The sequence below is a fragment of the Nitrospirota bacterium genome (assembly GCA_016180645.1).
Lineage (GTDB): Bacteria > JACPQY01 > JACPQY01 > JACPQY01 > JACPQY01 > JACPAV01.
In genome coordinates this window covers 34,165-35,430 of sequence record JACPAV010000053.1, presented here as the reverse complement: position 1 = coordinate 35,430, position 1,266 = coordinate 34,165, and the positions used below count along the sequence as shown (strand labels likewise).

Sequence of the window (1,266 nt, the reverse complement as noted above, 5' to 3'; positions counted from 1 at the left end):
CGTCATTGCGCCCGGCCTTCGGGTCGGGCGAGGATTGAAACTTACACCTCTTTCCGCCTCGGTGTAAATCAGGTCATTGCGCCCGGCCTTCGGGTCGGGCGAGGATTGAAACACGGCGCGATACGTCTACCTGTGAACGTAATGGAGATTGCGCCCGGCCTTCGGGTCGGGCGAGGATTGAAACATTTCCGGGCTTGCCCTGCTGGGCTGCTTCAAAAATTGCGCCCGGCCTTCGGGTCGGGCGAGGATTGAAACAGCGACCCCGTGTGTCACAGCGTCGTCCAGGCCCTATTGCGCCCGGCCTTCGGGTCGGGCGAGGATTGAAACGGATCGTTCAACCAGGCCCTCCTATCGACCCCTGATTGCGCCCGGCCTTCGGGTCGGGCGAGGATTGAAACTCCTCCGCTCGATCTCAGTGAGTAGCGTATGGATAATTGCGCCCGGCCTTCGGGTCGGGCGAGGATTGAAACCACACAACTCGATCCAGCCGCCGAGGGCCTGGACATTGCGCCCGGCCTTCGGGTCGGGCGAGGATTGAAACCAGCTTGGACGAGGTTACGAGTTTCGACACGCGCTAATTGCGCCCGGCCTTCGGGTCGGGCGAGGATTGAAACATCACTCCGGTGCCCCCATTTTAACCGCGAGGTAATTGCGCCCGGCCTTCGGGTCGGGCGAGGATTGAAACTACTCGCGCCATCATGGGAGCGCCGATGTCTACCTATTGCGCCCGGCCTTCGGGTCGGGCGAGGATTGAAACTGCGATCCGGTGACGCTCGGCACCCGGAAATCCCATTGCGCCCGGCCTTCGGGTCGGGCGAGGATTGAAACAGAGAGATGATCGATCCCGTGAGTCAGGAAGCGGAAGCATTGCGCCCGGCCTTCGGGTCGGGCGAGGATTGAAACACGGAGAGCAGCATCAATCGCGCCTCCCGGAGAGGATTGCGCCCGGCCTTCGGGTCGGGCGAGGATTGAAACAAACGTCACCTCGGTAAAACGCAGGGTTCGCACCGATTGCGCCCGGCCTTCGGGTCGGGCGAGGATTGAAACACTTCCGTCCTCCACACTTTGCGCACACGCCGTCATTGCGCCCGGCCTTCGGGTCGGGCGAGGATTGAAACTGCAGCGAGGCATCCCATGCCGACTAACCAACCCCTATTGCGCCCGGCCTTCGGGTCGGGCGAGGATTGAAACGACGGTTGCCGTGCCATGGCCCGCCATCCCCGCATATTGCGCCCGGCCTTCGGGTCGGGCGAGGATTGAAACCAG

1 CRISPR repeat array is annotated in these 1,266 nt (G+C 62.6%).

Going from position 1 to position 1,266, the window contains the following annotated elements:
- Positions 1–4: 4 nt before the first annotated feature.
- Positions 5–1,263: a CRISPR direct-repeat array (repeat unit 37 nt; unit sequence ATTGCGCCCGGCCTTCGGGTCGGGCGAGGATTGAAAC).
- Positions 1,264–1,266 lie beyond the last annotated feature (3 nt).